General features: G+C 47.6%; 27 protein-coding genes. 23 read left to right on the top strand and 4 right to left on the bottom strand.

The window, feature by feature from the left end; all coding sequences use genetic code 11:
• Positions 1-138: 138 nt before the first annotated feature.
• From ADM98_RS06715 to hpt, 3 genes are all read left to right on the top strand, one after another.
• On the top strand, positions 139-969 hold the full coding sequence (locus ADM98_RS06715) for a lipoate--protein ligase family protein (protein WP_082318513.1): 831 nt from the start codon (positions 139-141) through the stop codon (positions 967-969).
• 24 nt (positions 970-993) lie between these two features.
• On the top strand, positions 994-1,416 hold the full coding sequence (gene mntR / locus ADM98_RS06720) for a transcriptional regulator MntR (RefSeq protein ID WP_035398709.1): 423 nt from the start codon (positions 994-996) through the stop codon (positions 1,414-1,416).
• 148 nt (positions 1,417-1,564) lie between these two features.
• Positions 1,565-2,092: a hypoxanthine phosphoribosyltransferase gene (gene hpt / locus ADM98_RS06725; protein WP_053452798.1), complete on the top strand. Its 528-nt coding sequence runs from the start codon at positions 1,565-1,567 to the stop codon at positions 2,090-2,092.
• Positions 2,093-2,150: 58 nt separating this feature from the next.
• Here hpt and ADM98_RS06730 read toward each other — a convergent pair whose 3' ends face one another.
• Positions 2,151-2,552: an SA1362 family protein gene (locus ADM98_RS06730; RefSeq protein ID WP_053452799.1), complete on the bottom strand. Its 402-nt coding sequence runs from the start codon at positions 2,550-2,552 to the stop codon at positions 2,151-2,153.
• Positions 2,553-2,572: 20 nt separating this feature from the next.
• Entirely contained in the window at positions 2,573-3,505 is a 933-nt protein-coding gene (locus ADM98_RS06735) for a DUF1385 domain-containing protein (RefSeq protein ID WP_053452800.1), read from the bottom strand.
• A gap of 155 nt (positions 3,506-3,660) precedes the next feature.
• On the opposite strand from ADM98_RS06735, the gene aroQ reads away from it, so the two are divergent.
• From aroQ to spo0A, 15 genes are all read left to right on the top strand, one after another.
• Positions 3,661-4,089: a type II 3-dehydroquinate dehydratase gene (gene aroQ, locus ADM98_RS06740; RefSeq protein WP_053452801.1), complete on the top strand. Its 429-nt coding sequence runs from the start codon at positions 3,661-3,663 to the stop codon at positions 4,087-4,089.
• A 14-nt stretch (positions 4,090-4,103) separates the two neighbouring features.
• Entirely contained in the window at positions 4,104-5,168 is a 1,065-nt protein-coding gene (locus tag ADM98_RS06745) for a M24 family metallopeptidase (RefSeq protein ID WP_035409103.1), read from the top strand.
• Positions 5,169-5,202: 34 nt separating this feature from the next.
• On the top strand, positions 5,203-5,769 hold the full coding sequence (gene efp / locus ADM98_RS06750) for an elongation factor P (protein ID WP_023467577.1): 567 nt from the start codon (positions 5,203-5,205) through the stop codon (positions 5,767-5,769).
• 168 nt (positions 5,770-5,937) lie between these two features.
• Entirely contained in the window at positions 5,938-6,387 is a 450-nt protein-coding gene (accB, locus tag ADM98_RS06755) for an acetyl-CoA carboxylase biotin carboxyl carrier protein (protein WP_053452802.1), read from the top strand.
• A 16-nt stretch (positions 6,388-6,403) separates the two neighbouring features.
• A complete protein-coding gene (gene accC / locus ADM98_RS06760; RefSeq protein ID WP_053452803.1) occupies positions 6,404-7,756 on the top strand; it encodes an acetyl-CoA carboxylase biotin carboxylase subunit in 1,353 nt (450 codons plus the stop codon).
• A gap of 120 nt (positions 7,757-7,876) precedes the next feature.
• The gene (gene nusB, locus ADM98_RS06765; RefSeq protein ID WP_023467580.1) at positions 7,877-8,281 is read left to right on the top strand and encodes a transcription antitermination factor NusB; all 405 of its coding nucleotides are present in this window, start codon (positions 7,877-7,879) and stop codon (positions 8,279-8,281) included.
• A gap of 71 nt (positions 8,282-8,352) precedes the next feature.
• On the top strand, positions 8,353-9,186 hold the full coding sequence (folD, locus tag ADM98_RS06770; RefSeq protein ID WP_082318514.1) for a bifunctional methylenetetrahydrofolate dehydrogenase/methenyltetrahydrofolate cyclohydrolase FolD: 834 nt from the start codon (positions 8,353-8,355) through the stop codon (positions 9,184-9,186).
• Positions 9,183-10,505, top strand: coding sequence for an exodeoxyribonuclease VII large subunit (gene xseA, locus ADM98_RS06775; protein ID WP_053452804.1), 1,323 nt, complete (start codon positions 9,183-9,185; stop codon positions 10,503-10,505). Before folD ends, xseA begins: the two co-directional genes overlap by 4 nt.
• 2 nt (positions 10,506-10,507) lie before the next feature.
• Complete coding sequence (gene xseB, locus ADM98_RS06780; RefSeq protein WP_023467583.1) at positions 10,508-10,729, top strand: exodeoxyribonuclease VII small subunit; 222 nt, start codon at positions 10,508-10,510, stop codon at positions 10,727-10,729.
• The gene (locus ADM98_RS06785) at positions 10,726-11,595 is read left to right on the top strand and encodes a polyprenyl synthetase family protein (RefSeq protein WP_053452805.1); all 870 of its coding nucleotides are present in this window, start codon (positions 10,726-10,728) and stop codon (positions 11,593-11,595) included. The genes xseB and ADM98_RS06785 overlap by 4 nt, the downstream gene beginning before the upstream one ends.
• Before the next feature lie 117 nt (positions 11,596-11,712).
• A complete protein-coding gene (dxs, locus tag ADM98_RS06790) occupies positions 11,713-13,599 on the top strand; it encodes a 1-deoxy-D-xylulose-5-phosphate synthase (protein ID WP_053452806.1) in 1,887 nt (628 codons plus the stop codon).
• Between the two features lie 6 nt (positions 13,600-13,605).
• Positions 13,606-14,412 (top strand): TlyA family RNA methyltransferase, encoded by an 807-nt coding sequence (locus ADM98_RS06795; RefSeq protein WP_053452807.1) that lies wholly within the window; start codon positions 13,606-13,608, stop codon positions 14,410-14,412.
• Between the two features lie 153 nt (positions 14,413-14,565).
• A complete protein-coding gene (gene ahrC, locus ADM98_RS06800; protein WP_023467586.1) occupies positions 14,566-15,015 on the top strand; it encodes a transcriptional regulator AhrC/ArgR in 450 nt (149 codons plus the stop codon).
• Positions 15,016-15,027: 12 nt separating this feature from the next.
• Complete coding sequence (recN, locus tag ADM98_RS06805) at positions 15,028-16,734, top strand: DNA repair protein RecN (protein ID WP_053452808.1); 1,707 nt, start codon at positions 15,028-15,030, stop codon at positions 16,732-16,734.
• Positions 16,735-16,737: 3 nt separating this feature from the next.
• On the top strand, positions 16,738-17,460 hold the full coding sequence (spo0A, locus tag ADM98_RS06810; RefSeq protein ID WP_082318515.1) for a sporulation transcription factor Spo0A: 723 nt from the start codon (positions 16,738-16,740) through the stop codon (positions 17,458-17,460).
• A gap of 65 nt (positions 17,461-17,525) precedes the next feature.
• Here spo0A and ADM98_RS06815 read toward each other — a convergent pair whose 3' ends face one another.
• Positions 17,526-18,074, bottom strand: coding sequence for a dihydrofolate reductase family protein (locus ADM98_RS06815; protein ID WP_235504842.1), 549 nt, complete (start codon positions 18,072-18,074; stop codon positions 17,526-17,528).
• Positions 18,075-18,754: 680 nt separating this feature from the next.
• On the bottom strand, positions 18,755-19,009 hold the full coding sequence (locus tag ADM98_RS06820; protein ID WP_053452809.1) for a DUF2627 family protein: 255 nt from the start codon (positions 19,007-19,009) through the stop codon (positions 18,755-18,757).
• Between the two features lie 123 nt (positions 19,010-19,132).
• On the opposite strand from ADM98_RS06820, the gene ADM98_RS06825 reads away from it, so the two are divergent.
• The 5 genes from ADM98_RS06825 (at position 19,133) to lpdA (ending at position 25,502) form a co-directional block, all read left to right on the top strand.
• Positions 19,133-20,788 (top strand): sigma-54-dependent Fis family transcriptional regulator, encoded by a 1,656-nt coding sequence (locus tag ADM98_RS06825; RefSeq protein ID WP_053452810.1) that lies wholly within the window; start codon positions 19,133-19,135, stop codon positions 20,786-20,788.
• A gap of 144 nt (positions 20,789-20,932) precedes the next feature.
• Positions 20,933-21,853 (top strand): phosphate butyryltransferase, encoded by a 921-nt coding sequence (gene yqiS / locus ADM98_RS06830; RefSeq protein ID WP_053452811.1) that lies wholly within the window; start codon positions 20,933-20,935, stop codon positions 21,851-21,853.
• Positions 21,854-21,866: 13 nt separating this feature from the next.
• Positions 21,867-22,991, top strand: coding sequence for a Leu/Phe/Val dehydrogenase (locus tag ADM98_RS06835; RefSeq protein WP_023467593.1), 1,125 nt, complete (start codon positions 21,867-21,869; stop codon positions 22,989-22,991).
• A gap of 16 nt (positions 22,992-23,007) precedes the next feature.
• Positions 23,008-24,111 carry a butyrate kinase gene (gene buk / locus ADM98_RS06840; RefSeq protein WP_053454499.1) on the top strand — a complete coding sequence of 368 codons (1,104 nt, stop codon included), beginning with the start codon at positions 23,008-23,010 and terminating at the stop codon, positions 24,109-24,111.
• Complete coding sequence (gene lpdA, locus ADM98_RS06845; protein WP_029341109.1) at positions 24,081-25,502, top strand: dihydrolipoyl dehydrogenase; 1,422 nt, start codon at positions 24,081-24,083, stop codon at positions 25,500-25,502. The genes buk and lpdA overlap by 31 nt, the downstream gene beginning before the upstream one ends.
• Positions 25,503-25,515: the final 13 nt, after the last annotated feature.

Raw genomic sequence — 25,515 nt, forward strand, 5'->3', positions numbered from 1 at the left:
ATTCAACTTCCAACCCCTTCGTTCGTTTAACCTCTGTTTCATTATAGTCAACGAAATCGATTTCGGCAATCGACTCGTGATTGCGCGACAGAGAATGGGTTTGATACACTAAGACGGAAACGTTTTGGGGGTGTTCAAGTGAACAGAGAGTGGCAAGTGTTGACGACGGCTGCAATGGAGCCGGCAATGAACATGGCAATTGATGAAGCATTGATTCAGTTCGTCGGGCGGGGAGAAATCGCACCGACGCTTCGTTTTTATTCATGGGAACCACGTGGATTAAGTGTTGGTCATTTTCAACGGGCCACGCGTGATATTGATCGCGAGCGAATTGCAGAACTCGGCATTCCGATCGTTCGCCGGATGACGGGAGGACGCGCTGTCTTGCATGCAGACGAGTTGACATATAGTGTCGTCATCCCGGAAAATACAGAAGGTTTACCACGGACGGTCATCGAAAGTTATCGGATGTTGACGGAAGGGATTCGAAAAGGATACCATCACCTCGGTATTCCGGTCGAGTTTTCCGTTCCCTTGACGGAAGAAGAAAAAGAAGAGTTGCGAAAACCGAAATCGGCAGTTTGTTTTGATGCGGCATCGTATTACGAACTAGCTGTTGGAAAACGGAAGGTCGCTGGCAGTGCACAAGTCCGTCATCAAGGAGTCGTCTTACAGCACGGTTCGGTCCCACTCTCTGTTGATGAAGGCGAATTGTTCGACTGTTTCTTGTATGAAGACGAGTCGACGCGCGAGCGGATGAAAGCCCGTTTTTCTGGAAAAGCCGTTGCCTTAAACGAGCTAGCGGGTCGTGCTGTTACGTTTGATGAAGTGCGAGAGGCATTCACGAAAGGGTTTAAGGATGCTCTTGACTTATCGTTCGCTCCGTTGACGTTCACGAGTGAACAGTGGCAGGAGATTGAGCGACTTGCCGAGAAATACCGTAGTGATGAGTGGAATTGGAAACGCTAATGAATGAAATGGGAAGGTGATGTCGTGCCAACTCCGAGTATGGAAGATTATTTGGAACAAATTTATAAATTGATCGAAGACAAAGGATATGCTCGTGTATCGGATATTGCGGAGTCGTTAGGAGTCCACCCGTCATCGGTAACGAAGATGGTACAAAAGCTCGATCGTGAGACGTACCTCGTGTATGAAAAGTATCGAGGTCTGATGCTGACCCCTAAGGGACGTAAAATCGGGAAGCGTCTCGTGGAGCGACACGCTTTACTTGAAGATTTTCTTCGTCTCGTTGGTGTCGATGAAGAACTGATCTATAAGGATGTCGAAGGGATCGAACACCACATTAGTATCGAAGCGTTGGATAAAATCAATGGTATGATTCAGTTCTTCGCTGAACGTCCTGGTTTGAAAGAGGAATTGCACCGCTATCAACAAGCCCATCCAGAGGATTGAGGCTTGTTTTTTAGTTGCTTTTATATAAAAAATATCTCAAACACGAACGTTCTATTACAATTTTATGATAAAGTGCGCATTTTAAGGGTGTTGTGCTATACTGAGCCTGAAAATGGACGAAGGGGGTGGCGGGTGTTCGCACCTAGTCATGGAGATTACGATAAAAGAAAAATTAGTGTCAGAGTCACAACTGAAAGAAAAGGTCCGTGAATTAGCGCAACAGATTGAAGTAGATGCTGCTGGACGTCAAATCGTTCTTGTCGTCGTATTGAAGGGGTCAATGGTCTTTGCAGCAGATTTGATGCGCGAAATCAAAGGGAGCGTCCAAATTGATACGGTCGCGTGTTCTTCTTACGGGACGAAGACCGTTTCTTCAGGTCGTGTTCAATTGAAGAAGGATCTCGATCTCGATGTTCAAGGAAAATATGTCGTTGTTGTTGAAGACATCATCGATACAGGACGGACACTTCATTTCTTATGCGATCATATGAAATTGCATCAGCCAGGCGTTCTGAAGGTATGTACGTTACTCGATAAACCGGCGCGTCGGGAAGTAGAGCTCGTCGCGGACTACGTCGGATTCGAGATTCCGGATTATTTCGTTGTCGGGTACGGGATTGATTGTGCCGAGGAATATCGTAATCTTCCTTACATCGGCTGGGTCGAAACGGAGTGAAAAAACAAGGAGGTTCGTCATATGCGACGAACCTCCTTGTTTAATATGCTTTTTATCATCAAAAAGCACGTTTTTTCTTTTTACCTTTTTTACCTTCGATGACCGTCAGATGAGGAGCTTTAGAACGATCACGTAACGGTCTGACTTTATTCGATGCGGGTGCTTTCGAAGACTTGACCGGTTTTTTCTTGAAGTCTGTCCGGCGAACAGAATTCGAAGTACCATGCATTTTTTTTGATTGAGCGACAGATTTACGATACTGCGCGTTCGTACCATTTCCGACGCTGCGATTACGAGTCAGGAACTTAAAGAGTAGGAAGATGATCCCGGCGGTAATCCCGAAGAACAGCAATTGTGAAAACAGACTACTTGGATTGTTGACGAGTTTATATCCAAAGCCGACAAAAGCGAACAGTAACACGACGAGTGCAAATGTAGAACCAATGCGTTGTCTGATCATAATATCACCCCTGTTATCGATTAACCCAGTGCATTCTCATGTAGGTTATGTTCCTGTTTTTCTAATGCTTCAAACGCATAAATCGCAACCTCAATTTGTGAATCATCCGGTTCTTTCGTCGTCAAGTACTGTAACCATAGACCAGGCAACGCAATGACACGAAGTCCTTTGATGTGCTGTGCCTTATTTGTTAGTTGCAATACTTCAAACGAAAGACCGATGACGACTGGTAATAAAGCAATTCGGCAGACGAGACGTAACCACAAAGGATCCGTTGGAACGATCAGGTAGACGAAAAAACCGACGATGACGGTGAAAATCAAGAAACTCGATCCACATCGATAATGAAGTCGACTACTGATACGGACGTTTTCGACTGTTAATGAACGTCCGGACTCGACACAGTTGATGACTTTATGCTCGGCACCATGGTATTGAAAAAGTCGTTTGACGAGCGGGGTCAACGAAATTACGTAGAGATAACTGAACAAAAGTGTTAACTTGATTGCTGCTTCGATGACATTCTGAATGACATGTCCAGATAAGGCAGGAAATACATCAAACAGTGATGCAAGGAAAGCAGGTAATAGTGTGAAGAGTAACTTACCGAAGAAAAATGATAGGATTCCGACAACGGCGACGCCGAGCCATTTCGTTAAGGGACTAGCAGTCGTTTCTTCTGGCTCTTCCTCCCCCGGTTTGACGCCGTATCGATCACTTGCGAAGTTCATATGACTGGCGCCATTCGCAGAAGACTCCATTAAAGCAAAGAGACCGCGTAGAAGTGGAATTCGTTTTCCTTTAGCGATTCGTGGGCGAATCGGTTTTTTCTGGGCAAAGGTCTCGATTGAATCGTCATTTCGACGAATCGCAGAGACTGCGTGGGTCGCATTTTGGAACATGACGCCTTCGACGATGGCTTGACCACCGACCGGCGGATTAGTCGTTTTCATAATAGAACGCATCCCGTCTTCATAAAATAAGGTGTATCGTCAGTGTACTTGATTTACGCTAAAAAAACTATGTTCGACTCGTCAAAACGAGGTAATCTTTAGGAGTCGGAAATCGGGTTATGATACAATAAAAAAGAATTCGAGGAGGTGTTTTTTTGCGTGTCTTGATTTTAAATGGACCAAACTTGAATTTGCTCGGAACACGCGAACCGGATACATATGGAACGGCGACGTTAGCCGACTTAGAACACGACCTTCGCGCTTATTTTCCGAACATTCAGTTTCGGTTCGAACAATCGAACCATGAAGGGCGTTTGATTGATGTTCTTCATGAGGAACGGGGGGCGGACGGCATCGTCTTGAATGCGGCTGCCTATACGCATACGAGTATCGCTCTCCGTGACGCAATCGCTGCGATCGAAGCACCCGTCATCGAGGTTCATCTATCGAACGTCCATGCACGCGAATCTTTTCGGCATCATTCGATGATTGCACCTGTCTGCAGAGGTGTGATCGCTGGACTCGGCATGACCGGATATCGCCTGGCAACGGAAGCGATCCAAGCTTTACAACAATCGGAATAAGGGGGAAATCAATCATGAAACAACGAATCGAAGCGTTACAAGCGGCATTAAAAGAACGGGATCTTCCAGGATTACTCGTCACGAAAGCAGAGAATATCCGTTATATTTCAGGCTTCACAGGTTCAAGCGGTGCATGTCTCGTAACAGAAGAGCAAGCATACTTCGTGACGGATTTCCGTTACACGGAGCAAGCGGCAGATCAAGTTAAAGGAATGGAGATAGTCCAAATCGAACGATCGATTCCAGAGACGATGGGCGAGTTGATGGCAGGGGCACGTGTTCGTGCGGTTGGCGTCGAAAAGGATGCGATGACACTTGGTGCTTTTGAAGCGTACGATCAAGCTTCGTCGATCGAACTCGTTCCAACGACGGGAATCATCGAAAACCTACGCTTGATTAAGGATTCATCAGAGATTAAGATGATTAAGGAAGCGGTGGAGCTCGCAGACGCGACCTTCCAACACATCTTGACGTACATTCAACCAGGACGGACGGAACTTGAAGTATCAAATGAACTAGAATTCTTCATGCGTAAGCATGGAGCGACGTCTTCTTCTTTCGATACGATCGTTGCATCGGGCTATCGTTCTGCCTTGCCGCACGGTGTTGCCAGTTCGAAGGTCATTGCGACGGGTGAACTCGTGACGCTTGATTTCGGGGCGCTCTTGAACGGTTACGTTTCAGATATCACACGGACTGTCGCAGTCGGTCCGATCAACGCTGAATTGCAGAAGATCTACGATACGGTCTTGCAAGCACAACTTGCGGGTGTCGATGGCTTAAAACCAGGCATCACAGGGATTGAAGCAGACGCGTTGACACGTGATATCATCAAAGAAGCAGGATATGGCGAGTACTTCGGTCACTCGACAGGACACGGCATCGGTCTTGAAGTACATGAAGGACCTGGCTTGTCTTTCCGTTCTGAGACGAAACTTGAACCGGGCATGATCGTTACGGTCGAACCGGGCATCTATGTGCCACAAGTCGGCGGATGCCGGATTGAAGATGACGTCTTGATCACGGAAACAGGTCGAGAAATTCTTTCGTCTTCACCAAAAGAACTGATCACTCTCTAAGTAGGGTGACGGGACATTTTAGGAGGAACCATTCATGGTATCAGTAAACGATTTAAAAACAGGATTAACGATTAAGACTTCAGACGGTATGATTTGGCAAGTACTTGAGTTCCAACATGTTAAACCGGGTAAAGGAGCAGCTTTCGTTCGGACGAAAATGCGTAACATTCGTAACGGAAACATCCAAGAGATGACGTTCCGTGGTGGTGAGCGTGTTGAACGTGCGCACATCGAGCGTAACAAGATGCAGTATCTCTACCCAATGGGTGAGACATACGTCTTCATGGATACAGAATCTTATGAGCAGTTGGAATTGACGACAGCACAAGTCGAAGCAGCTCTTCCATACTTGCTTGAAAACATGGAAGTTCAGATTGCAGTTTACAACGGCGAAATCCTCGGTCTTGAATTACCGAACACAGTCGTCATGACGATCGTTGAAGCAGAGCCTGGCGTCAAAGGTGATACAGCTTCGAACGTTAAGAAAAATGCGACTGTAGAAACAGGACACATCATTCAAGTGCCACTCTTCATCGAAGCAGGCGAAAAAGTAACGGTTGATACACGTACAGGTGATTTCACAGGTCGTTACAACGGATAATATTGAAACGACAAGACGTCTCTCACCTTCTATCAGGTCGAGAGGCGTCTTTTTTCATCCAGCATGACTTGCATCCAATGGTATGACCAGTTAATATAAGTATTTGAGTAGGCATTAGCACCTGGTATAATAATTGTGAATACAGCATAGATGGGGGAAGAATGACAGATGAAAATCGATCAGTTGAAACAAGTACTCGAAATGCTCGATCAGTCGAGTGTAAACGAACTCTCACTCGAGACGGATACGTATAAATTAAAGTTGAAGAAACAAGGAGAGACGGTGACGGTTTCGCATCAAGCGCCAGCTTCTTCAGTAGCAGCACCTGCTCCTGTAAAGCAAGTAGCAGCACCTGTTGAAGAAGAAGTCGTCGCAGACGACACAGTCACGATCAATGCGTTAATGGTCGGAACGTTCTATTCGCGTCCGAATCCAGATAAACCGGCATACGTCAAAGTCGGGGATCGGATCGAAGTCGGTCAAGTCATCTGTGTCCTTGAAGCAATGAAACTCTTCAACAACTTAAACTCGGAAGTATCTGGAACGGTCGTCGAGATTCTTGTCGCCGATGGAGATCTCGTTGAATTTGGTCAACCACTCTTCCGGATCCGTCCGTAAAATTGAGGTGAACAGCATGGAAAAATTATTGATTGCCAATCGTGGTGAAATTGCCGTCCGCATCATTCGAGCGGCAAAGGAACTTGGAATACAGACCGTTGCTGTCTACTCGACAGCAGATAAGGAAGCGCTACATGTTCGCCTAGCAGATGAGGCGTATTGTATCGGGGAAGCGAGTTCTGCGTCGTCTTACTTAAACGTTACGAATATCCTCGCGATTGCGACGAACCGTCAAGTCACGATGATTCACCCAGGATATGGTTTCTTAGCCGAGAACGTCGACTTTGCCGAAATGTGTGAAGCGTGTGGGATCAAATTCGTTGGTCCGACGTCGGATGCGATCCGTCAGATGGGGATAAAAGATGTCGCGAAGAAGACGATGATCGAGTGTGGAGTACCCGTCGTGCCGGGTTCAGATGGAACGGTCACGGACGAAGAAGCGGTCGCGCTCGCGCAAGAAATCGGTTATCCGGTCATCATCAAAGCGACAGCTGGTGGTGGCGGTAAAGGGATTCGTGTTGCCCGCTCGGAAGAAGAGTTGATCAATGGCTTGAGTGAGACACGCCGTGAAGCAAAACAAGCTTTCGGAAACGGTGATGTGTACTTAGAACGTTTCATCGAAGAATTCCGCCACGTCGAAGTACAAGTGCTTGCGGACCGGCACGGGAATGTCATTCACCTCGGTGAACGAGATTGTACGGTTCAGCGCCGGATGCAGAAGCTGATCGAGGAAGCGCCATCGCCTGCAGTCAGTGAAGCGACACGTCTGAAGATGGGTGAGGCTGCCGTTAAAGCCGCACAAGCGATTCAGTATACGGGAGCTGGAACGATTGAATTCATTTTCGTCGAAGAGACAGAAGAGTTCTTCTTCATGGAGATGAATACACGGATTCAAGTCGAGCACCCGGTAACGGAAATGATCACAGGCTTCGACCTTGTTCAAGCACAACTGCAAGTCGCGCTTGACCATCCACTTGCCGTCAAACAAAAGGATATCAAATTCCATGGTCATTCGATCGAATGCCGCATCAATGCCGAGGATCCAGACCATGACTTCCGTCCGTCTGCTGGACGCGTCACACAATACGTGACACCAGGTGGCATGGGCGTGCGAATCGATAGTGCGGTCTATCCAGGTTATATGATTCCGCCGTATTATGACTCGATGGTCGCAAAGTTGATCGTTCATGCGGAAACACGTGAAGAAGCATGTGCGAAGATGGAGCGGGCATTAGCTGAATTTTGGATCGAAGGTGTTAAAACAACGATTCCGTTCCATGAACGTGTCTTAAGTCACCCGGTATTCCGTCGTGGTACATTCACGACAAAATTCGCTGAGCGTGAGTTAAAAGGTACGATCGTAAACTGAATCAGGACGGGAGTTTGTGTGACGAACTCCCGTCTTTTTTTGGCGTTCTCTATGTTTTTTAAAAGAGGAATGTGCTAAACTAACTGATTGAGAACGACAAAAAAAGGAGCACGCAAAATCATGATGAAACGACACATGGCACGCGAACTCGCAGTCCAATCTTTGTTCCAAATGGAACTCTCGGATCTAACTGCACAAGAGGCCATTGAATTCGCGGTAGAAGGTAAGGAATACGACACATTCGTCGAGCAATTGGTGAACGGCGTCGAAACAAACAAAGCAACGATTGATCAACACATTCGCGAAGCACTCGTGAATTGGTCGTTCGAACGACTCGGAAACATCGAGCGGACGATTCTTCGTTTAGCCGTTTACGAATTATTGTTTGAAACGAACATTCCTGTTCGAGTGACGATTAACGAAGCTATCGAATTGACGAAAGCGTTCGCAGACGAAGAAGCAACGAAAATTGTCAACGGTGTTCTCGGTAAAGTTGCACAAGGCGTCGTCAAAGAAAACTCATAAACCGATGTAAAACCGAATAGAGACAAACAGACAGAAGAGTGAATCGAACTTTTTGGGGGAGTGGACAAATCATGGCAGTAGTAATCGATGGAAAACAGGTAGCCCATTCATATCGTATGAAGCTGAAAGAAGAAGTCGCACGTCTGAAAGAACAGCGGATTCAACCGCAATTGACTGTCATCCTGATTGGCGAAGATCCTGCTAGTCAATCTTATGTACGTGGTAAAGAAAAGGCGGCGAAGGAAATCGGCATGGATTCGGAGTTGATCCGGCTTCCGGCAGAAACAACGGAATCAGAGCTCCTTCACTTGATCGAACGTCTGAACGTTGATGCGAGTGTCCACGGGATTCTCGTTCAATTGCCGTTACCTAACCATATTGATGAAAGCAAAGTCATTTTTGCGATTTCTCCTGAAAAAGACGTCGATGGTTTCCATCCTGTCTCTGTTGGGAAAATGATGATTGGTGAACCGACGTTTTTACCATGTACACCAAACGGTATTCTCCATCTCGTCAAAGAGATGAACGTACCGATTGCAGGTCAACATGTCGTCGTTGTCGGACGTAGCCAAATCGTCGGTAAACCCGTCGGTATGTTGTTCTTGAATGAATCGGCTACCGTTTCCTATTGTCATTCAAAAACTAAAGACCTCGGTGCGATGACGCGCCAAGCGGATATCTTAATCGTGGCAGTCGGCGTACCAAAGCTGATTACTGCGGATATGGTGAAACCGGGCGCTGTCGTCATTGATGTTGGTGTAAACCGCGTCGATGGAAAACTCGTTGGTGATGTTGAATTTGATACGATTCAAGATGTTGCATCGATGATTACACCTGTTCCGGGTGGTGTTGGTCCGATGACGATTACGATGCTACTGCACAACACGATTGAGGCTGCGCGATGAGCGAACCTCTTCACGTTTCCGATTTAGTCCAATATGTCAAACGTGAACTAGAAGGCGACGCCCTTCTGCAACAAGTCCAGGTGGTGGGAGAAGTGTCGAACTTTAAACGACACTCTTCTGGTCACCTTTATTTTACGTTGAAGGATGAACAGTCGCGGATGAAAGCCGTCATGTTCGCCCGTGATGCGAGTCGCGTCAAGGCAGACGTTCGCGATGGCATGCGTGTCGTCGTCACGGCGCGCTTATCCGTATACGTATCATCTGGTGAGATGCAGCTCTATGTCGAACGGATGACGGAAGATGGGGTGGGGGCGCTATATGAGGCATTCTCACGCTTAAAAGTGGATCTCGAAGAGCGTGGGTGGTTTGATCCAGAAATCAAAAAACCGTTACCTGCTTTTCCGGAGCGCATCGGAATCATCACGTCTCCAAAAGGAGCAGCGCTTCATGATATCGCAACGACACTCCGTCGCCGTTATCCGCAAGCAGCCATCGTGTTCGCCCCGGTTCTTGTACAGGGAGCGGACGCGGCACCGCAAATCAGTCGTGCTATTCAGTTGATGAATGAGCATGCTGCCTGTGACGTCTTAATCATCGGTCGTGGTGGCGGTTCAATCGAAGAATTGTGGGCATTTAATGAAATGTCTGTTGTGACAGCTGTATTCGAATCACGCATTCCGATCGTCTCGGCCGTCGGTCACGAAACCGATTTTACGATCAGTGATTTCGTTGCGGACGTTCGCGCCGCTACACCAACGGCAGCGGCAGAACTCGTCACACCTGAAGCAGATGCACTCGTCCGTCGTGTCCAGGATGTACAACGACGTTTAGAACGGACGTATGCACAACTTCTCAAGAGTAAACAGGAGCAAGTGACGCGTCTTGCTACGAGTTACGGACTGAAATCACCACGTGTCCTACTTGGATTGAAGCAAGAGCAATTGGACCGAGCAGAGATGTCGCTCCAAAAAGAGATCCAGCATGTAGTAGCGCAAAACCAGCAACAGGTGGAGCGTCTTCACACACGTTTAATGAGGGTACCGGTACGTGATCGATTCGTGCAACAAAAGGCGACGATTGAACAATCGCGTCGTCGACTCGAAATTGTTCGTCGGATCTTACAATCGAAACAACAACAGGTGCGTCATGTGCTCGCGCGACTCGACTCCGTCAGTCCGACGCATGTCCTGATGCGCGGCTATACGTATGTCGAACAGGATGGACAAATTGTCCGTTCCGCGAAGGCATTGACAGCGTCTTCGTTCGATATCCGCTTCCATGATGGAACGATTCGTGCTAAACGAGAGGATGGGGAATAAGGATGGAGACCGAACAATCTTTTGAAGAAGCACTAGAACGACTAGAAGAAATCGTCACGTTACTAGAAGAGGGCGAAGCGCCTCTTGAACAAGCGATGGCTCTTTATGAAGAGGGCGTTAAGTTGACAGCTCTCTGCCAAGGAAAGTTATCCGTTGCTGAAAAAAAACTCGATCAAATCCTGGAGCAAGATGGTACGCTACGGGAAAAAGGAGGAGCGCAATGATTGCCTTGAATGAGTGGAAGACACAAGTCGAAAACAAGATGGAAGAATTCATGGAGCGACTCGATGCACCGGAGCGTTTACGCGACTCGATGCGGTATTCACTCGATGCGGGTGGGAAACGAATTCGTCCAGCCTTGATTTATGCGGTACTCGATGCCTTTTCAATCGATCGTTCAAAAGGTGATGCGACTGCTGCGGCGCTCGAGATGATTCATACATATTCGCTGATTCACGATGATCTTCCAGCAATGGACGACGACGATCTCCGTCGTGGACGTCCAACGAATCATATCGCTTTTGATGAAGCGACAGCGATTTTAGCAGGAGACGCCTTGCTCACGAACGCTTTTAGCTGTCTTCTTGAGACACCGGCTTCGCCAGAAGTGAAGCTTGCCCTTGTCGAACGGTTGGCAGCGGCAGCGGGTGCTACGGGTATGGTTGGTGGTCAACTCGACGATATGCTCGGAGAGCGTGGCGGTATTAACGATGTAGCAGAGCTTGAATCGATTCATCGCCGGAAAACGGGAGCACTTCTCGTCTTTGCTGTTGAAGCGGGTGGCTTGCTTGCAACAGTCAGTTCGACGGATCTTGAGCACTTACAACAATACGGTCGTCATCTCGGAATCGCCTTCCAAATCCAAGACGACATCTTGGATGTAACAGGAGATGCCGAAAAAATCGGGAAGCCGGTTGGGAGTGACGAAGGCAACGAAAAAGCAACGTATCCGAAATTACTTGGTCTTGAAGGGGCGAAACGTGCGCTGACAGCCCAAGTGGAAGCAGCGGAACAAGCGATTGATGCATTATCGGTCGAAGCGACGACACTTAAGGAACTGCTCGACTTCGTGGTCAAGCGCGACCATTAAGCAGGACGACGCATCTGCGTCGTCTTTTTCTATGCTGACAATGGCGCTCAATAGATTGTTCTAGTACAATGTAGGGTACAAACCCTATAAGATTGTAAGGAAAAGAGGCGGTAAGGTATGAAATTGACAGAAATACAGGATCCGTCATTTTTAAAGCGTATGTCGGTCTCCGAACTCGAAGTCCTCGCTGGCGACATTCGACGCTTTTTGATTGAAGAATTAGCTACGACAGGTGGCCACTTAGCACCGAACCTTGGTGTCGTCGAGTTGACGCTTGCGTTGCATCGTGAATTCAACAGTCCGAATGACAAGTTCGTCTGGGATGTCGGACACCAAGCATATGTGCACAAGATTCTCACAGGACGTGCGAGCCAGTTTGATACGCTTCGCAAGCATAAGGGACTCTGTGGATTCCCAAAACGTAATGAGAGTGTGCACGACGTTTGGGAGACAGGACACAGCTCGACGTCTCTGTCAGCAGCAATGGGGATTGCTGTCTCGAATGAACTGAGCGGTAAGGATGATCGTGCAGTCGCAATCATCGGTGACGGTGCTTTGACAGGTGGTATGGCACTTGAAGCATTGAATCACATCGGAGCAGAACAACAAAATGTCATCGTCATCTTGAACGATAACGAGATGTCGATTGCACCAAACGTTGGGGCGATGCATCAAATGCTCGGACGGATTCGTTCATCACGCAAAGTGCGTTATGCACAAGATGAGCTCGAAACGTTAATTAAAAAAATTCCGGTCATTGGCGGACGCCTTGAAAAAGGAAGCGAGAAATTGAAGGAAGCCGTCAAAGGAGCACTTGTGCCTGGTATGTTCTTCGAAGAGCTCGGCTTCAACTATTATGGTCCGGTCGATGGACACGATCTTAATGATTTGATCGAACAACTCAACTACGTAAAAAAAGAAGAAGGACCTGTCCTGCTTCACGTCATCACGAAAAAAGGGAAGGGCTATCGCCCGGCAGAGTTCGACGGAGTCGGCACGTGGCATGGTCTTGGACCATACAAGATGGAGTCTGGCGAAGTTATCAAAGGGAAATCAAAAGCACCAAGTTATTCCTTTACGGTAGCGGATACCTTAACGAAGATAGCACGCGATGATGAAAAGCTGACATTGATCACGCCAGCGATGAGTGTCGGTTCTAAACTCGATTGTTTTGAAAAAGAATTCCCAGAGCGGATGTTTGATGTTGGGATCGCGGAACAACACGCTGTCACGTTCGCTGCAGGTCAAGCGACGCAAGGCATGAAACCGGTTGTGTCGATCTACTCGACATTCTTCCAGCGCGCATACGATCAACTCGTCCATGATGTCGCGCGTCAAAATCTCGACGTGACGTTTACGATTGACCGATCAGGACTCGTCGGAGCAGATGGAGAGACACACCAAGGGGTCTTCGATATTGCCTTCATGCGCCATGTGCCGAATATTCGAATCGTCATGGCAAAAGATGAGAATGAACTGCAGCACTTACTCTATTCTGCTGTTAAATACGAAGGACCAATCGCCGTTCGTTTCCCGCGTGGCGAAGGAATTGGTGTACCAATGGATGAGACATTGCACGAAATTTCACTTGATACATGGGAAGTCGAACGCGAAGGAACGGATGTCGCGATTCTTGCGTTCGGACCACAAGTGCAGGATGCACTTAAGATTGCAAATCTCCTAGCGGACGAACTTTCGGTTCGTGTCATCAATGCTCGGACGATCAAACCGCTTGATGAGAAAATGCTGAATGCACTTTATGCAGAAGGCATCCCACTTGTGACGCTCGAAGAAGCTGTCCTAAAAGGTGGATTTGGATCAGCTGTTCTTGAGCATGCGAACGAGCAGGAAGCATTCCCACGTGTCAAGCGTTTCGGTATTCCGGATTGGTATATCGAGCATGGCGGTGTCAATGAGTTACTTGAAGAAATCGGATTATTACCTGGACAAATCGCAGAAGAAGTACGCGCTTTCGTCAATCAAGGAAAGAAACAGAGTGTGTGACGATTCATGGAAAATGTAAAAAAAATCCGCCTCGACGTTCTTCTCGTCGAGCGCGGTTTGTTTGAAACGCGTGAAAAAGCGAAGCGGTCGATCATGGCTGGACTCGTCTTTAGCGGGACGGAACGACTGGAGAAGGCCGGTGAAAAGGTCAAATCGGATATTGATCTGCATGTCAAAGGTCAATTGATGCCGTATGTTGGTCGTGGCGGCTTTAAGATGGAAAAGGCACTTCAAGTATTCGATTTTGATGTCACGGGCAAAACGGGTCTTGATATCGGATCTTCAACGGGTGGTTTTACGGACTGTTCCTTACAAAATGGAGCAGCGCATATGTACGCCCTCGATGTCGGTTCGAATCAGCTGGACTGGAAACTTCGTTCAGATGATCGCGTGACGGTAATGGAAAAAACGAATTTCCGGCATGCCACACCAGACATGTTCTCTGTCTCGCCACAGTTCGCGACGATTGATGTCTCATTCATCTCGTTACGGTTGATGCTTCCTCCACTGAAAACGATTCTCGTCGAAGGAGGAGATGTCATGGCGCTCGTTAAACCGCAATTCGAAGCAGGGCGCGATGATATTGGTAAAAAAGGGATCGTGCGGGACGAACGGATTCATATCCGAGTGCTCGATGAGATGATCGAATTCTTCATTCAACAAGGATTCTACGTCAAGCAACTCGATTACTCACCGATTACTGGTGGAGAGGGTAATATCGAGTTCTTGTTACATGCCCGTCTTGGTCAACCAGGACTCGATGCATCCGTTAATGCGGTAGAGACGGTCAAGCGAGCACACGCTAGTCTTTAAATGAACAGATGAAAACGAAGGCGGATCCGGTTCATGGGTCCGTCTTCGTTGTTGTTCAGTACGATGAAACCTCATAATAAAATGGCAAACGTGGACTTTTAATGATTTATTGGATTACAATAGTAACATCGAAAAATACTGTGAGGTGCAGGGATGACAAAGGGGCAACGATTGATTAAGATTCGGGAAATCATCACCCAATCGGAAGTAGAAACCCAGGATGAATTGGTAGAGGAATTACGAAATGCAGGATATAAGGTGACACAGGCAACGGTATCACGAGATATCAAGGAACTCCATCTCGTCAAAGTCCCGTTGAATGATGGACGTTATAAATATAGCTTACCTGCCGATCAACGCTTCAACCCACTCGGGAAATTGCGGCGTCTGCTCGGGGATAGCTTCATCTCGATTGATTCTGCTCAAAATCTGATTGTCATGCATGTCCTACCTGGAAATGCGAATGCAGTCGCTGTCTTATTGGATCATTTGAGCTGGAACGAACTGCTTGGAACGGTGTGTGGGGATGATACGATCCTGTTGATCGCACGGAGTGAGGAGCAGGCGAAAGAAGTGACGGAACGAATCTTAGAAATGCTGTAAGGAGTTGACAGGATGCTAGCTGAATTATCGATCAAACAATTTGCGATCATTGACGAGCTACAGATCGACTTTAAAAAAGGAATGACCGTCTTGACTGGGGAAACAGGTGCCGGTAAATCGATCGTTCTCGACGCAATCGGTTTGTTGATTGGTGGACGTGGTTCTTCGGAATTCGTTCGATACGGGGAAGATCGAGCGGAGTTAGAAGGACTATTTCTGATTGAAGACGACCATCTCGTCTATGATCTCGCAGAAGAATATGGCATCGATATCGAAGATGGATTGATCATCTTAAGACGTGATCTGTTCGCGACCGGGAAAAGTGTCTGTCGCGTCAACAACAAGCTGGTCACACTGACGATCTTACGTGAGTTCGGGCGCGTCCTCGTCGACATGCACGGGCAACATGAACATCAGCATTTAATGGACAGTACGTATCATCAAGCGATTCTCGATGACTTCGCGCAAGAGACGATTGCACCGTTACTACAAGCCTATCAATCGGGGTATCAAGCATACGAAGAAAAACGGGCGGCTTTGCAATCACTCGCACAAAGTGAGCAAGAGCTCGCACAACGCATCGATTTATTATCGTTTCAGACGGAAGAGATTGAAGGGGCAAAACTTCGGGCACATGAGGAAGATGAATTGCTCGTTGAACGAAATCGCCTCGCGAACTTCGAGAAATTATATGCATCGTTGAAAACTGCGTATGATGCTCTACATGATGAGATGCGCGGCATCGACTCTGTTGGAGACGCGATGCGTGAATTACAGCAAGCATCGAGCATCGATGAACAGTTTTCTCAGCAGAGTGACGCGATCGCGAGCGCCTTTTATGGACTAGAAGAAGTAGGTTATGCCATCCGGGATCAACTCGAAACACTCGAGTTTGATTCCAATCGACTTGATGAGATCGAACAACGTTTATCGGTCTTTCAACAGCTGAAACGAAAATATGGGGCGACGATCGAAGAAGTCATCGCGTACGGTGAGAAGATTCGAGTCGAACTCGATACGATGACGAATCGAGATGAACGGATTGAACGATTAAAAGCCGAAGTCGAACAGCTCGAAGGCGAATTGTTTGAGATTGGTGGTCGACTCTCACAACAACGACGTAAAGCAGCGATTCAATTAAGTGAAGCGATTCATTTGGAATTACGTGAGCTTTACATGGAAAAAGCACGATTCGAAATTCGTTTTCTTCAGGACGGGAAAACGCCGATGTTACGGAAGAACGGAATCGACCAAGTCGAGTTCTTTATCATGACGAATGCGGGAGAGCCGTTTAAGTCACTTGGAAAAGTCGCGTCAGGCGGAGAATTATCTCGAATCATGCTCGGACTGAAATCAATCTTCTCACGCTCGGTCGGAGTCTCTTCCATCATTTTTGATGAAGTCGATACGGGTGTCTCGGGTCGTGTCGCACAAGCGATGGCTGAAAAAATCTATCGTTTGTCAGTAGACGGACAAGTGCTCTGTATCACGCACTTACCACAAGTCGCTTCAATGGCTGATCAACATCTGTATATTCGAAAAATCGAAGAGACGGACCGTACGACGACTCAAGTTAACGTCTTGTCTCAGTCAGACCGAGGAAACGAGCTCGGACGGATGATTTCCGGTGCGCATATGACGGATTTGACGTTACGTCATGCCGAAGAATTGATGGATCAGGCGAAGACGATGAAAGAATCGCTTAAAAATGGGGTGTAAGGATTGATTAAAGTCGGGATAGCAGATGATAATCGCGAAATGGTTGAATTGATTCGCCAACATATCACTGCGCAAGAAGACATGGAAGTCGTTTGCGTCGCCTACAACGGCGAGAGTTGTCTCGAACGTATGAAAGAACATGAAGTCGATGTATTACTTCTCGACATCATCATGCCCCATTTAGATGGGCTCGGTGTGCTCGAAGAGTTGATGAAGAAAAAGAAGAATCCTGCTGTCATCATGCTGAGTGCTTTCGGTAAGGACGAAGTCTCACAACAGGCGGTTACCCTTGGGGCATCGTATTTCTTACTTAAACCGTTCAGTATGGACCAGCTTGTCCAAAAAATTCGTCTTGTGACGAATCAAGGACAAGCGCCGACGGTTGAAACGATTGACTTGAAAGTCGGTACGACACTCCGAGAAGTGGGGATTGCCCCGCACATCAAAGGGTTTACGTATTTAAAAGATGCTGTATTGATGGTGCTCGAACGCGAAGATTTACTCGGTTTGATCACAAAGGAACTATACCCGACAATCGCCAAAAAACATCAAACGACGGCTTCACGTGTCGAACGGGCAATGCGTCACGCCATCAAGTCGGCATGGAATGAAGGGATGCAACAGCACGAACTCTTTAATGGTCGCATCGAACAAGAGAAAAGTCCGAAGAACTCGGAATTCATCTCATATGTATCGAGCCATATGAATCAAGAACAATCTGGTTAAAGCAAACACACCGTCTAATGGATAGACGGTGTGTTTTTAATTCTTATTTCGTTCATAACAAACAATCAACACGCCGTTTTCAAACGTCTGTCGTTCCTGACGTTCCAAGTGAGGGGCGCCATTCCGTGGTCGGGAAACAGGCGTTTACCCGAACCAATGATGACGGGATAGATGATCAATCGAAGTTCATCTATCAGATCGGCTTGATAAAGCGCATGAACGAGTTGACTACTCCCCCAGACGTGAAGCGGTGGTCCGTCTTGTTGCTTCAAGCGTGTGAGTTCAGAAGTCGGTTGATTCAAATATGTCGTCGGCTGCCAAAGGACAGGTGGTGCATGACGCGTAGCGACATACTTCATAGCACGATCAGCTACTGGCCAGATATCGGCATGATGTGGCCAATAACTCGACCATTGCTCGTAAGTCGCGCGACCAAGCAACAGGGAGCAGTCCTCATGCATCCATCCTCGAATGACCTGACCGATCTCAGGGTGTTGAAATGGAGCAGTCCACCCACCGTGCTTGAAATCGTTGCTCACATCCTCATCTTTGCCGCTCGGTGCTTGAACGACACCGTCTAAAGATAGATGTTCGAATACGATGATTTTTCGCATACACGATCTCCTTTCGATTATGTTCTTCATCCAGCATACCGTACGTAGCCTTAAAAAAAAATAAAAGCGTTTACAAATAAATATTGCATAAACTGAAATGTTTGTTATAATAAAGATACCAAATGATTTGGCAAGACGTCAGATGAACGTCGAGTCGGCGAGGACTCCGGAAATCCCGTTGATGAACATCATCTCAGAACGCCAACTGTAAATGGCTCAAGAATGCCGGACGACATTCTCTTGGTAGAAGTCGTACCAAGGTATCTTGTTCATTCTAGATGGGAAATCTCGAATGAATGGGAGCTTCCATGATTTCGAAGCTAGGGAAAAGTGGAAGGTAACGGATCGTCTAAAATGAAAAAGTACAGTTCGTGAAAAGGAGTGTTGTCTAGCAGTGATTGTTAGCAACCGAATGTTTGACTGCTTCAAGCGGATGACATTACGCTCCACCTAGGTCCTGAGTACAGTCAGATGATGGAACTGAAATACCATTCTATCGTTAGCCCGATAGCCAGATCTGATTTCTTTCCACCTCTTCATTAAGAGGAACACCTAAGGTTTTGGAGTACACGAATAGTTCTAACTATGAGAGGAGTTCATCCGTAAGTGAAACCAATTTTATACGAGTAAAAGGTCCCGCGCTTGAAATGAGTTCAAGAGATGGGGACCTTTTTCTGTGTTCATTTTTTTTGATAGCGGTCGGAGACTTTACCACGCTTACGATCGCGATAAAAGACATATCCTGCGACAAAACCGATGCCACCCATCGCAAGAATCAAACCAACGAGGCCTTGTAAGACATATACATATCCTGCATCGCCTAAGTATTTAAAGGGGACTTGAGCAATTAGAAATACGCTGTCACGCATGAGTTTAATACCAATTGCACCGATGATGCCAGGAATCAATAACGAGAGCAAACCAATGATACGCATAGGACGCCACTCCTTTCCAAGCGTATTGTATCAAAAAATCGATCGTTCTGCGAATCGGGTTTGCTTCCCTATTTTATTCCGAGTACGATAGAAATGTAAGCAGTTTCAAAGGGGGAGATTCATATGCATCATCTACTTGTCATTGGGGCTGGTCAAGGGGGGACGGAAGTCCTGCATGCGTTCCAACGTTCACCATTATTAACGGTCATTGGCCTTGTCGATCCAAACATGGACGCACCTGGGGTAGCGCTTGCACGTCGCGCTGAGATTCGTATCGAAACGAACTGGTCTGCATTCGAAGGGACAGATGTTGATTTTATTATTGACGCTACGGGAGAAAATGGCGTACTGGAACAATTGATTCATGATTTTCCAGGAGCAGCGGTTTTGCCGGGAGAGTTCGTCAGAGTGTTACTCGAGCGTCTGACTGAAAAAGAAAAAATGCTCGAAGCCATCATTCATTGTACGAGTGAAGCGATTTCCGTCGCTGATCAAGACGGTCAAACGATGATGATCAATCCGGCATACACACGAATGACGGGTTTCACGGAACGGGATGTCGTTGGAAAACCGGCAAGTGCCGACATCGGAATGCAAGATTCGGTTCATTTAAAAGTCTTGAGTACAGGCGAGAATGTGCGAGATGTTCGTATGAAGATCGGGCAAGATCAACGGGACATCATCGTGAATGCTGCACCTGTTATCGTCGATGGACAAGTCCGTGGTTCTGTCGGTGTCATTCGAGATATATCAGAAATGAAAGCACTCGCCAAGGAATTAAAGGCAGCACGTCAAAAAATTCGGACACTCGAAGCGAAGTATACGTTTGACGATATCATTGCTGAGAGTGAGGCGATGCGCTTCGTCGTCGACCAAGCGAAACTTGCAGCAACAATGCCAGTTAACGTGTTGATTCGTGGTGAATCCGGAACCGGAAAAGAGTTGTTCGCACACGCGATCCATGCGGCGAGCGAACGTAAATATGAACAATTCGTCCGCGTCAACTGTGCGGCGATTGCACCGACGTTACTCGAAAGTGAACTATTCGGTTACGAGGATGGAGCGTTCTCAGGGGCACGGCGCGGCGGCAAGCGAGGTTACTTCGAAGAAGCACACGGTGGTTCATTGTTCTTAGATGAAATCGGAGAACTGCCGCTCGACGTCCAGGCCAAACTGTTACGCGTGTTGCAGGAAAATGAAGTCGTTCGTGTTGGTGGAACAAAGGCGATTCCGGTCGACGTTCGAATCATCGCAGCGACGAATGCCAATCTGGAACAAAAAATCATTATGAATGAGTTCCGAGAAGATCTCTATTATCGAATCAATCGTTTACCAATTCACATTCCATCACTCCGGGAGCGTCCGGATGATATTGCTCCTTTAACATTACATTTACTGCGTAAATTGAATCAGAGTTATGGACGATCGGTTGGGCGGATCTCGGATGATGTACTTGAAGCAATGAAGAAGCAACCGTGGAAAGGAAACGTTCGTGAACTCGAAAATGTCATTGGACGCGCCTTGATTTTTACTGATAAAACGGAAACGGTCTTACGGAAAGGACACCTTCAACTGGTCGTTCCACAAACAACAAAAGTTGCAACCAGACAGAAAAAGGAAATCAAGCATTTATCAGATGAGATGTCACACGTCGAAGAACGGTTGATTCGGGAAGCGCTTACTGCCTTTAATGGCAACAAAACAGAAGCGGCGAAGCAACTCGGGATTTCACTCCGCGCACTCTATTATAAAGTGGAACGATTTAACATCTATTCGTGAAACGCAAATTTTTGCGTGCAATATATTGCAAAAAATGCAAAAGCGTGCAAAATTAAAGACGTTCTTGCTTGTCCTACCGTCTCTTTTAATTTGGCACGAAAATTGCTATTACTATTTATGTATGACAGGTAAGGGGGGAATACGGTGAGATTCAGTGAAATGGTTGAGCTGGCAGCTCGACTCGAAGATTCCGTCGTTGCGATAGCAGCTGCAGATGACGAAGAAGTGATGGATGCTGTCGCATTAGCAATTGAGAACGACTTAGCGCGTTTTCATTTGTTCGGGGATGCGACGCGAATCCAGCATATGATTCAAAAACGGGCATTACGGGAGTCACAATTTGTGATTACCCATACCTCTACATCGCAAGAAGCGGCTGAACGCGCTGCTCATGCCGTTCGCAAAGGGGATGCGAGCGTGTTGATGAAAGGTCTCGTTCCGACAGCAACGTTCATGAAAGCTGTCTTGAATAAGGAAACAGGTCTACGTTCAGGAAATGTCTTGTCGCATGTCGCATTGTTTGAAGTACCGGGACGTGAATCGGCAATTGGATTGACCGATGCAGCGATTCATATCCAACCGTCACTCGAAGACAAAGTGAAAATCATCGAAAACGGTGTCTCCGCTTTAAGAGCGCTCGGTTACGGATTACCAAAAGTCGCAGTTTTAGCTGCAGTCGAAGTCGTCAATCCGACAATGCAGGCAACGATTGATGCTGCGCTTCTGACACAAATGAACCGACGTGGTCAAATCAAGGATTGCCTTGTGGACGGACCACTCGCGCTCGACAATGCCGTGAACCTTGTCGCAGCACAACAAAAAGGTTTAACAGGGGATGTAGCAGGTCAAGCGGACCTACTCGTTGTCCCACAAATTGAAGTCGGGAACGTCATCTACAAATCACTGATGTATTTCGCACATGCATCCGTTGCGGCGATTCTCGTCGGAGCACGGGCTCCAGTCGTATTGACAAGCCGTGCTGATACAGCAGAAGCAAAAATGTACTCATTAGCCTTTGCGCTATTAAATGCTCAACAGACGAAAAAAGTAAAACAAACAACTTGAGGAGGAACTTAAAATGGTCGAAACAAACGTAGAATCACGCTTCAGTATCTTTGAAACAATGGAGATGGAAGATTACGAACAAGTTGTTTTTTGTCACGATAAAGTATCTGGGTTAAAAGCGATCATCGCGATTCATGATACGACACTCGGTCCAGCACTCGGTGGACTTCGCATGTGGAACTATGCATCAGACGAGGAAGCATTGATTGATGCGCTCCGTTTATCAAAAGGAATGACGTATAAGAACGCAGCAGCTGGTTTAAACCTCGGAGGCGGTAAAGCTGTCATCATCGGTGATGCGAAAACACAAAAATCAGAAGCACTCTTCCGGGCATTCGGTCGCTACGTTCAGTCACTCAACGGTCGTTACATCACAGCAGAAGATGTCAACACAACAGTAGCAGACATGGATTACATCCATATGGAGACGGACTTCGTTACAGGTGTCAGCCCAGCATTCGGATCAAGTGGGAACCCCTCACCAGTCACAGCGTACGGTGTTTACCGTGGTATGAAAGCAGCGGCAAAAGAAGTGTACGGAACGGATTCACTCGGCGGCAAAACGATCGCAATCCAAGGTGTCGGTAACGTTGCTTTCAACCTGTGCCGTCATTTACATGAAGAAGGAGCGAAGTTGATCGTCACGGACATCAACCAAGAAGCGCTACAACGTGCAGAAGAAGCATTCGGTGCCTTGATCGTCGCACCAGAAGACATCTATAGCGTCGAAGCGGACATCTTTGCACCATGTGCCCTTGGTGCGACATTAAACGATGAAACGATTCCACAATTGAAAGTCAAAATCATCGCTGGTGCAGCAAATAACCAACTTAAAGAAGATCGCCATGGTGACATGCTCGAAGAGCGCGATATCTTATATGTACCAGACTTCGTCATCAATGCCGGTGGTGTCATCAACGTTGCCGATGAACTCGACGGATACAACCGCGACCGTGCTATGAAAAAAGTTGAACTCGTCTATGACGCTGTAACGAAAGTATTCGAAATTGCAAAACGTGATCATTTACCGACATACCGTGCTGCTGAAAAAATGGCAGAAGAGCGCATTGCAACGATGCGTAGTGCCCGCAGTCAGTTCTTGCGTCGTGATAAAAACATTCTAGGATCACGTGGCTGATCAGAGGAGGATATCCATGAGCGAACGTATTTTAACGATCAATCCCGGTTCGACGTCGACGAAGATTGGTATCTTCGAAGGGGCGAATCAGGTGTTCACGAAGACGTTACGCCATCCAGCGGAAGCGGTCGGAGGACCGCTTCCAGCGCAGCTGGAGATGCGTCGTCATGTGTTACTCGAAGTGTTAGCCGAAGAGCAGATTGATTTGAAAGCGCTTACTGCAGTTGTTGGACGTGGTGGGCTACTTCGACCACTCGTCAGTGGGACGTATGCCGTCAATCGGGAAATGCGAGAAGACTTACTCAGTGGTATTTTTGGCGTTCATGCATCGAACCTCGGTGGACTCCTTGCGGACGAAATCGCGCGGACACTCGACATCCCGTCGTTCATCGTCGATCCGGTCGTCGTTGACGAACTAGAGCCGATTGCACGGATTACAGGCTTACCTGAACTTGAACGAAAGAGTATTTTTCATGCCTTGAACCAAAAAGCTGTCGCGAAACGGTTTGCGAAGGAAATCGGACGTCCGTATGAGGAATTGCGCTTGATCATCGCACACATGGGTGGCGGCATTACGGTCGGTGTACACCAAGACGGACGTGTCATCGATGTGAATAATGGACTTGACGGAGAAGGTCCGTTTTCACCAGAGCGGAGCGGATCGCTACCTGTTGGTCAACTAGTAGAACTATGTTATAGTACCAAGTATAAACTTGAAGAGATGAAGCGTCTGGTCGTTGGGTCAGGCGGACTTGTCGCGCACTTGGGTACGTTCGACGCGATCGAAATCGAACGACGCATTGAAGCAGGAGACGAGCAAGCAGCCCTCTTATATGACGCAATGGCGTACCGGATTGCGAAAGAGATTGCCGGTCAAAGTGCCGTATTGTTCGGACAGGTCGATGCGATCATCTTAACGGGTGGACTTGCTTATAGTGATCGGTTGACGAGCGCGATCGAAGAACGTGTCGCACATCTTGGTCAAGTCGTACGTAGCCCAGGTGAGGATGAGTTACAGGCGCTCGCAGAAGGAGTGTTGCGTGTCTTACGTGGGGAAGAGGAAGTTAAGGAATATGGAGGCGAACCAACATGGCTAGAGAATTCGACGTCGTTGTCCTAGGTGGTGGACCCGGTGGATATGTCGCTGCGATTCGTGCAGCACAAGCCGGGAAGTCGGTAGCAATCGTAGAACAAGGGAAACTGGGTGGCACATGCCTACATCGTGGCTGTATCCCATCCAAAGCCTTTTTGAAATCAGCAGCAGTCTATCAGACGGTCAAACACGCTGCTACATATGGCGTGGACGTACCGGAATCGTTTTTACGATTCGAACAGGTCAAACAACGAAAGCAAGAGATCGTGGATGGGTTAGAAGCAGGCATTCAGCATCTGATGAAAAAAGGGAAAATTGAAGTATTCCATGGTCGGGGTTCGATTCTTGGACCAAGTATCTTTTCACCGATGCCAGGGACGATCAGTGTCGAGCCGGAAGAAGGCGAAGGCGAGTTGATCCTTCCGCGTCAATTGATCGTCGCGACAGGGTCGCGTCCACGTCCATTGAACGGACTCGCTTTTGATTCAGAGTATGTCCTCAGCTCGGATGATGCACTCGATATGGCAGATTTGCCAAAGTCGATCGTCATCATCGGTGGCGGCGTCATCGGTGTCGAATGGGCATCGATGTTGACGGATTTTGACGTCGCAGTAACGGTCGTCGAATTCAGCGACCGGATTTTACCGACGGAAGATGCGGCAGTCAGTCGTGAAGTCGCTCGTCAATTGAAAAAGCGGGGCGTCAAGATTCATACCGGCGCAGCTGCACAAAGTGACACGTTCCGGATGTCAGAAGACGGTGTCTCGATTGCGATCGACCGTAACGGAGAACAAACGACGCTTGAAGCGGATAAATTGCTTGTCGCAATCGGTCGAATGGCGAACGTCGAAGGCATCGGGATTGAAAACACGAATATCGTCGTCGAAAATGGCTTCATCCAAGTAGATGACCATTTCCGGACGAAGGATCAACATATCTATGCGATCGGGGATGTCATCGGTCGCTTACAACTGGCGCACGTTGCGTCAGCAGAAGGTGTCAAAGCGGTCGAGGCGATCGTAAACGGAACGACGACACCACTTGAGTATGCGTTCGTACCACGTTGTATCTACAGCGTACCGGAAGCGGCATCGGTCGGTTTGACGGAAGACGAAGCGAAACGTGCCGGAATGGACGTTAAGGTCGGAAGCTTCTCGTTCAACGGATTAGGGAAAGCGCGGATCGAAGGAGAGGCGGCAGGCTTCATCAAGCTCGTCTCCGATGCGAAGACAGATGATCTTGTCGGCGTTCACATCGTTGGACCAAAAGCAACGGAACTGATTAGTGAAGGTGGATTAGCACTCGTACTCAATGCAACGGCATGGGAAGTCGGACAACTCGTACATCCGCACCCAGCCTTGTCAGAAGCATTCGGAGAAGCAGCACTTGCTGTCGACGGACTTGCGGTTCACGCATAAGGAGGAATTACGG

The organism is Exiguobacterium sp. BMC-KP, from assembly GCF_001275385.1.
Classification (GTDB): Bacteria; Bacillota; Bacilli; order Exiguobacteriales; family Exiguobacteriaceae; genus Exiguobacterium_A.

Bases quoted from the DNA above. Each gene is read 5' to 3' on its own strand.
- lpdA (WP_029341109.1), top strand. From the start codon at position 24,081: ATGGCTAGAGAATTCGACGTCGTTGTCCTAGGTGGTGGACCCGGTGGA.
- dxs (WP_053452806.1), top strand. From the start codon at position 11,713: ATGAAATTGACAGAAATACAGGATCCGTCATTTTTAAAGCGTATGTCG.
- nusB (WP_023467580.1), top strand. From the start codon at position 7,877: ATGATGAAACGACACATGGCACGCGAACTCGCAGTCCAATCTTTGTTC.
- ADM98_RS06825 (WP_053452810.1), top strand. From the start codon at position 19,133: ATGCATCATCTACTTGTCATTGGGGCTGGTCAAGGGGGGACGGAAGTC.
- accB (WP_053452802.1), top strand. From the start codon at position 5,938: ATGAAAATCGATCAGTTGAAACAAGTACTCGAAATGCTCGATCAGTCG.
- ADM98_RS06815 (WP_235504842.1), bottom strand. From the start codon at position 18,074: ATGCGAAAAATCATCGTATTCGAACATCTATCTTTAGACGGTGTCGTT.
- ADM98_RS06785 (WP_053452805.1), top strand. From the start codon at position 10,726: ATGATTGCCTTGAATGAGTGGAAGACACAAGTCGAAAACAAGATGGAA.
- ADM98_RS06795 (WP_053452807.1), top strand. From the start codon at position 13,606: ATGGAAAATGTAAAAAAAATCCGCCTCGACGTTCTTCTCGTCGAGCGC.
- ADM98_RS06735 (WP_053452800.1), bottom strand. From the start codon at position 3,505: ATGAAAACGACTAATCCGCCGGTCGGTGGTCAAGCCATCGTCGAAGGC.
- folD (WP_082318514.1), top strand. From the start codon at position 8,353: ATGGCAGTAGTAATCGATGGAAAACAGGTAGCCCATTCATATCGTATG.
- buk (WP_053454499.1), top strand. From the start codon at position 23,008: ATGAGCGAACGTATTTTAACGATCAATCCCGGTTCGACGTCGACGAAG.
- ADM98_RS06820 (WP_053452809.1), bottom strand. From the start codon at position 19,009: ATGCGTATCATTGGTTTGCTCTCGTTATTGATTCCTGGCATCATCGGT.
- accC (WP_053452803.1), top strand. From the start codon at position 6,404: ATGGAAAAATTATTGATTGCCAATCGTGGTGAAATTGCCGTCCGCATC.
- ADM98_RS06730 (WP_053452799.1), bottom strand. From the start codon at position 2,552: ATGATCAGACAACGCATTGGTTCTACATTTGCACTCGTCGTGTTACTG.
- xseB (WP_023467583.1), top strand. From the start codon at position 10,508: ATGGAGACCGAACAATCTTTTGAAGAAGCACTAGAACGACTAGAAGAA.
- ahrC (WP_023467586.1), top strand. From the start codon at position 14,566: ATGACAAAGGGGCAACGATTGATTAAGATTCGGGAAATCATCACCCAA.
- ADM98_RS06745 (WP_035409103.1), top strand. From the start codon at position 4,104: ATGAAACAACGAATCGAAGCGTTACAAGCGGCATTAAAAGAACGGGAT.
- xseA (WP_053452804.1), top strand. From the start codon at position 9,183: ATGAGCGAACCTCTTCACGTTTCCGATTTAGTCCAATATGTCAAACGT.
- ADM98_RS06835 (WP_023467593.1), top strand. From the start codon at position 21,867: ATGGTCGAAACAAACGTAGAATCACGCTTCAGTATCTTTGAAACAATG.
- efp (WP_023467577.1), top strand. From the start codon at position 5,203: ATGGTATCAGTAAACGATTTAAAAACAGGATTAACGATTAAGACTTCA.
- hpt (WP_053452798.1), top strand. From the start codon at position 1,565: ATGGAGATTACGATAAAAGAAAAATTAGTGTCAGAGTCACAACTGAAA.
- recN (WP_053452808.1), top strand. From the start codon at position 15,028: ATGCTAGCTGAATTATCGATCAAACAATTTGCGATCATTGACGAGCTA.